General features: G+C 56.7%; 4 protein-coding genes. 3 read left to right on the top strand and 1 reads right to left on the bottom strand.

What is annotated here, in order from left to right; translation table 11 throughout:
• The first annotated feature begins 11 nt into the window (after positions 1-11).
• Together D6877_RS01975 and D6877_RS01980 are read left to right on the top strand one after the other, a co-directional pair.
• Positions 12-1,367: a dicarboxylate/amino acid:cation symporter gene (locus tag D6877_RS01975; protein ID WP_122611016.1), complete on the top strand. Its 1,356-nt coding sequence runs from the start codon at positions 12-14 to the stop codon at positions 1,365-1,367.
• A gap of 137 nt (positions 1,368-1,504) precedes the next feature.
• Positions 1,505-2,602 carry a sugar diacid recognition domain-containing protein gene (locus D6877_RS01980; RefSeq protein ID WP_093101788.1) on the top strand — a complete coding sequence of 366 codons (1,098 nt, stop codon included), beginning with the start codon at positions 1,505-1,507 and terminating at the stop codon, positions 2,600-2,602.
• 92 nt (positions 2,603-2,694) lie between these two features.
• On the opposite strand, the gene eno is transcribed toward D6877_RS01980, so the two are convergent.
• On the bottom strand, positions 2,695-3,984 hold the full coding sequence (gene eno / locus D6877_RS01985; RefSeq protein ID WP_093101787.1) for a phosphopyruvate hydratase: 1,290 nt from the start codon (positions 3,982-3,984) through the stop codon (positions 2,695-2,697).
• Positions 3,985-4,329: 345 nt separating this feature from the next.
• Between eno and D6877_RS01990 the strand changes: the two genes are divergently transcribed.
• Positions 4,330-5,460 (top strand): glycerate kinase, encoded by a 1,131-nt coding sequence (locus D6877_RS01990; protein ID WP_093101786.1) that lies wholly within the window; start codon positions 4,330-4,332, stop codon positions 5,458-5,460.
• Positions 5,461-6,482 lie beyond the last annotated feature (1,022 nt).

Genomic DNA, 6,482 nt, shown 5'->3' on the forward strand with positions numbered 1-6,482 from the left:
AGGGCCCCGTCATGAAAAGAATTCTGGGAAAGCTCTACGTTCAAGTTTTGCTAGCCGTGATCCTCGGTGCCATCGTGGGTGTAGCGGTTCCTGAAACCGGTGAAGCACTGAAGCCCTTGGGCGACGCGTTCATCAAACTGATCAAGATGCTCCTTGCACCGGTGATTTTCCTCACGGTGGTAACGGGCATCGCCAAGATGGAAAACATGAAGGAGTTAGGGCGTGTCGGTATGCGCGCACTGATCTACTTCGAGGTGGTGTCGACCCTAGCACTGGTGGTTGGTCTGGTGGTGGTGGACGTGTTCAAGCCCGGCGCAGGCATGAACATCGACGTCGCGACGCTGGACGCTTCAAGCCTGGATACCTATACCACCGCAGCGAAGCACACGACGTTCATGGATTTCGTGATGAACATCATCCCGAACACCATTGTCGATGCCTTTGCCAAAGGCAATGTACTGCAGATCCTATTGTTCTCGGTGCTGCTGGGCGTCGCCCTGGCACAGGTTGGCCCCCGCGCAAAATTCTTCGTCGACACGCTTGATAGCCTGATGCAGGGCATGTTCCGAATGGTCAACATGATCATGCGCTTGGCCCCCATTGGCGCATTCGGCGCGATTGCCTTCACCATCGGCAAATACGGCTTCGGCTCGCTGTTCTCGCTGGGCAAGCTGATGGCCTGTGTCTACCTCACCTGCATCGTGTTTGTGATCTTCGTGCTCGGTCCCATCTGCCGCATGAGTGGTTTCAGCCTGTGGAAGTTCCTGCGGTTTATTAAGGAAGAGTTGTTCACTGTGCTGGGCACCAGTTCATCGGAGTCGGTACTACCGCAGATGATTTCCAAGATGGAGAAGGCAGGGGTTTCCAAGCCGGTTGCTGGCATGGTGATTCCGGCGAGCCTGACGTTCAACCCGGATGGGCAGGCGATCTACTACACCATTGCAGCCATCTTCATTGCCCAGGCCACCAACACACCATTGACCTTGATGGACCAATTGATCGTGCTGGCCGTGCTGATGTTCACCTCCAAGGGATCGGCCGGGGTGACAGGTTCGGGTTTTATCATTCTGGCGGCCACCCTGGCTTCGCTGGGAACCATTCCGGTCGCTGGCATGGTGCTGTTGTTGGGTGTCGACCGTTTCATGTCTGAAGCGCGTGCCATCACCAACACCATTGGCAACGGCGTCGGCACCATGGCGATTGCCAAGTGGGTAGGAGCACTGGATACGGCGAAGATGAATCGTGCACTCAACGGTCAGCCGGAGCCTGATGAAGTGACGCCCCCTGTCGCCAGCCAATCCGCGTCCCATGACGCTCATAGCAACGGCTCTCAACAGGTGGGCCTGGCGCCTGCTTTGAAGGTCTAAGCTTCTGCAATCAGAAGTTTGGGCTGGCTCAACGTCGGCTCCTTCCCGGAGTCGACGTTTTCTTTTTAGGTGACCTTCAATTTGAAATCAGATAGCTGCGCCGGTTGCGTGACGAGTCATTTTCAAAGGTAAAAACAATGTTTGAGTTGGATCATGTGCTTGCGCAGGACATCGTCGATCGAGCAATGCTCATCCTTCCTTTCAATGTCAATGTGATGGACTGCCAGGGCTTGATTATGGGCAGTGGCGAGCCCGAGCGGATAAACACCCGTCATGAGGGTGCCCAGCTAGTTCTGGCGAACCAGCGCGTGGTGGAAATCGATGTGCAGTCGTCTCCCTGCCTCAAAGGGGTCCAGCCAGGTATCAATGTGCCCCTCATGCACGATGAACGCTTGATTGGCGTGCTGGGCCTTACCGGCGATCCGCATACGCTGCGTACTTACGCAGAATTGCTGCGCATGACCGCTGAAATGCTAGTTTCGCAACGGCACCGCGAAGTGCAGTCGCAATGGCGCAAGCAGCGCAGCGACGACTTGCTGGCCTTGCTCTTGGGGGATGCGGGAAACTCTCCTCGCTTGTTGGACGAAGCGCAGCAGCTAGGGCTCAAACACCAGCTCACGCGCACGCCACTTTTGATTGAGTTCGCGTCTAACCAGGTCGCAGCGATGGTGAGTGAATGGTTGCTGGGGCGGGTTCCGGACAGTTGGTGTCTGAGTCCGTCGCCTAATACGGTCCTGTGGTGCTGCCCCGCCGTCAGCGGGGTCGATCCTCACAAGTACCTGCAAAAAATGCAGAGCCAAGGCTGGACGCCTGTTCGTGTGGCCATCGGAGTGCCTGTCCAGGGCATGGAGCGGCTACGCAAAGTCTGCGCGCATGTGACGGCGCTAGCGGCCTATGGTCGTGCCGTTTTGAAGACGCAGCGGCTTTTGCTGCTGACGCGCTTGCGTCTGCCGGCAATGTTATGGGCTCATCGAGAAGAGTATGTGGTCGAGGAACTACTGGCCGTCGTCAACAAGGTGCGTGCCAAGGACAGCAATGGTCAGTTGATGCAAACGTTGCGAAGCTGGTGTGAGCACAGTGGGCAAATCCAAACCTGTGCAGATGCCCTAGGCTTGCATCGAAACACCCTGCGTTATCGGATGGATAGGATTTCAGAGATCACCGAAATGGATTTGAACAAGCTAGATGACGTGGTTGTTTTGTACCTGGGTGTGCAACTGATGTCTGACGGTTGAGCCTCGATGTTCAGCGTAAACAGGCGCAGACTTGCATCAGCGCCTGAGGTTGGAGGCTAAACGGTTCGCCGATATCAGCACTCGGCATAGGTTTAGCGAGTACCTGCGCCGTAAACCGCGAAGGCGCCCAATGCTTCTTCTATTCGCAGTAGACGATTGTATTTGCTCACTCGGTCCGACCGGCACAACGATCCGGTCTTGATCTGTCCGGCCCGCGTGGCGACGGCGAGGTCGGCAATGAAGGTATCCTCCGTTTCCCCGGAGCGGTGTGAGATGACCGCTTTGTAGCCCGCCGCTTGAGCCATGCGAATGGCGGCCAGGGTTTCGGTCAAGGTGCCGATCTGGTTGTATTTGATCAGCACCGAGTTGGCAATCCCTCGATCTATCCCTTCCTTGAGGATGCGCGTGTTGGTGACGAACAGATCGTCGCCTACCAGTTGCACATGTTCGCCAAGCTGGGCGGTCAGTTTTTTCCAGCCGTCCCAGTCACTTTCGTCCATGCCGTCTTCGATAGAAGTGATGGGGTAGCGCTCACAGAGTGAGCTCAAGTAACGGGAAAAGTCTTCGGAGTCGAATCGACGATCTTCACCCTGCAGATGGTAGAAACCGTCCTCGAAGAATTCGGAGGCTGCGCAGTCGAGCGCTAGAGTAACGTCCTGTCCCAGCACATAGCCTGCTCGCTCCACGGCTTCTTGGATGACCAACAAAGCGGCTTCGTTGGAGGGCAGCGAAGGGGCAAATCCGCCTTCGTCGCCGACCGAGGTACTCAGGCCTTGAACGCGCAAAACGGCTTTCAAGGAGTGAAAGATCTCGGCACCCATGCGCAGTGCCTCGCGAAACGATGAGGCTGAAACCGGCTGAATCATAAACTCCTGAATGTCCACATTATTATCGGCATGTTCGCCGCCGTTAATGATGTTCATCATCGGTATCGGCAAGGCGTACCGTCCAGGTTGACCGTACAGGGAGGCCAGGTGTTCGTACAGCTCCAGGCCCTGATGCTGTGCGCCAGCCCGTGCGGTGGCCAGCGATACGGCTAGCGTCGCATTGGCGCCCAAGGCGCTTTTGGAATCTGTGCCGTCCAGTTTGATCATGGCCTCATCGACGGTCTTCTGGTCCAAAGCGCTAAGCCCTTTGACCCGTGCGCTGATCACGCCCTTGACGTTTTCCACGGCGCGCAGTACGCCCTTGCCCAGGTAGCGAGCCTCACCATCGCGAAGCTCCAGCGCTTCTCTCGAACCCGTCGATGCGCCAGAGGGCACACTGGCGGAACCGGTCACACCGTTGGCCAGTGTCACGCTGGCTTCTATCGTCGGGTTGCCGCGTGAATCGAGTATCTCGCGAGCGTGAATGTGCGCAATGGCAGAGGTTTCAGGCGTCATGGAGGGTCTCCGATTGAGTGGTGCTTGCAGGGCGCGGTTGGTTGGCGTTTTCGAGCAGTTCTTGCTGCTCTGCTCGTAAGGCACGGACGTCGAAATCCCGTGGCCAATCAGTCATGGACTCTCGGGGAGTCGGCATTTGTACGGCTGGGTGCTGCTTCGAAATCATTGGACGTCACTCTTTTTGATATTGAGGGACAACTATTACCTGACCAAGCCTACGCCGAGATTCGGGCGAATCCTTTAGGCGCGCGAACAAAAGCGCTTGCCTTTGCTTGTGCCTGGAGCTGGAGCCTAAGCGGTTCGCTGATGTCAGCATGAGGCATCACCTATCGCCGGAGAGCGCTCATGAAAGTCGTCATAGCACCTGATTCATTCAAGGACAGCCTAAGCGCCGATGGCGTTGCACAAGCCATTGCGCTGGGGCTGGCTGAGGTGCTGCCTAACGCTGAATTGGTGCAATGCCCGATGGCCGATGGCGGCGAGGGAACCATGGAGGCGATTCTGGCGGCCCTGCACGGTGAGTGTCGTCACGCCGAGGTTAGAGGGCCTTTGGGTGTCGGGGTCAGCGCCCGTTGGGGATGGCTTGCGCAGACGCGAACCGCGGTCATTGAAATGGCCGAGGCGAGCGGCCTGCAACTGGTGGCCTTGGAGCAACGTGACGCATGTCTCAGCTCCAGCTATGGCACTGGGCAACTGATCCTTGATGCTCTGAATGCCGGGGCCGAAACAATCATCTTGACCATCGGTGGTAGCGCGACCAACGACGGCGGTGCGGGTATGCTCAATGCCTTGGGCGCGCGCTTCCAAGATGAAGGTGGAAGGGAGCTGACGCCAGGTGGCTTGGCTCTTTCTGGATTGTGTAGTATCGATTTGAGTGAGATGGATCCCCGTCTGCATAGTACCCGTTTCGAAGTGGCGGCTGATGTCGATAACCCCTTGTGCGGTGCCCACGGCGCTTCATTTACCTTTGGTCGGCAGAAGGGGGCAAGCAGCGAGCAGATCGAACAGCTGGATCAGGCATTGACCCATTTTGCCGATTGTTGCGCTGTCGTGCTTGCGCAGGATGTTCGCGACATTCCGGGCGCCGGGGCAGCCGGAGGCATGGGGTTTGCCGCGAAAGCGTTCCTGGGGGCCGGTTTTCGACCGGGCGTAGAAGTGGTGGCAAAATTGGTCGGGCTTGCCGATAAGATCAAGGGTGCAGACCTAGTCATCACCGGCGAAGGCCGTTGTGACGGTCAAACGTTGCGCGGCAAAACCCCCATGGGGGTAGCGCGTATTGCCCGTGAGCAAGGCGTACCTGTAGTGATTCTTGCCGGCACGCTCGGTGAGCGCTACGAGGCGCTGTATGAACACGGCGTCAACGCTGCTTTCGCATTGGTGTCAGGCCCCATGAGCCTCGCCGATGCGTGCCAGCAAGCACCTCGACTATTGCGCGAACGGGCGCGGGATATTGCTCGTCTCTGGCGGCTTAAATAGCTATTCGCGGCCTGCAGGCAACTGAGAGGGGTGAACCGTCCCACGCCTGAGCTCAGTTACTACCACCTGCGGGGCACCTACTCGCCACATTGAAAGGTTTCTCAGTCCTGCGGTGATCTTTGCTGCTTTTTAACGGATTAGTTTCAGGTTAATTGCTAGTGCATGTGCGCCTATCCTGTGTCTACGGCCTTAGATGCAATTAAGTCAGCCGTTGCAGTTTCTGCACCTGCGGCGGCCTGTGTAAACTCATCGCTCACGCCTCATGCTGTGTGGTTTGTAGTGATCCAACGCCAGGATGCGCTTGAGGTGAGCTCACACCATTTCTACTTTTTTACGGTCGTGCGAAGGCGCTGATGACGAACCACATCTCGGGTCGCTCATCGTTCGGCCCCATTCCTACAGTTCGAGTATCAGCCCCAAAGCGATTCCTGGTTATGTGCCGCTTTTGCCGACCTTTGCGAAGCCTGAGAGGCTGCAATGGTTCGAAAGGGGCCACTCACGAATGACTGGTTTTGGCCGATAGCGGCCCTTGAAGACTGACAGGTGGAATTCCTGCCTATGTTCAATTGGCCCCTACACCTAGCCCAGGCGTGGACACCCTTTCTTGCCACCTCGGAAACCTGGCCCCTGTGAGCTGGGTCCACCGATCCTTTCTGCCTAGCTAGATGAGGCGACAGTTACCAGTGATAGATTCATGTCAATCTGTAGCCTATCTACCACGTCCGGTCCGTCATCCTTGATCCACGCTCCGTACTGCTGACTGATCATCTTTCCATGAGTATGGTTCAACTGATCGGAGATCCAGTCGACCGGCGCACGGTGACGGCCAGGCCTCTCTACAGCCCGGTTTCTTTCCGCAATTTATTTTGAGGTGCTGATTTTGCTGTCTTGGAACGGATAAGAAATGTGTGCGATGCGGAAAAATCATGTCCCTAAGCGAATGATTTAAAAGAAAAAGATTATGGACTTAAAATCCCCCGCTCGTAAGGGCGTGCCGGTTCGATTCCGGCTTCGGGCACCAT

Origin of the sequence: Pseudomonas sp. Sample_9, from assembly GCF_004307535.1 — a bacterium.
Taxonomy (GTDB): Bacteria; Pseudomonadota; Gammaproteobacteria; order Pseudomonadales; family Pseudomonadaceae; genus Aquipseudomonas; species Aquipseudomonas mercuritolerans.

Bases quoted from the DNA above. Each gene is read 5' to 3' on its own strand.
- D6877_RS01975 (WP_122611016.1), top strand. From the start codon at position 12: ATGAAAAGAATTCTGGGAAAGCTCTACGTTCAAGTTTTGCTAGCCGTG.
- D6877_RS01980 (WP_093101788.1), top strand. From the start codon at position 1,505: ATGTTTGAGTTGGATCATGTGCTTGCGCAGGACATCGTCGATCGAGCA.
- eno (WP_093101787.1), bottom strand. From the start codon at position 3,984: ATGACGCCTGAAACCTCTGCCATTGCGCACATTCACGCTCGCGAGATA.
- D6877_RS01990 (WP_093101786.1), top strand. From the start codon at position 4,330: ATGAAAGTCGTCATAGCACCTGATTCATTCAAGGACAGCCTAAGCGCC.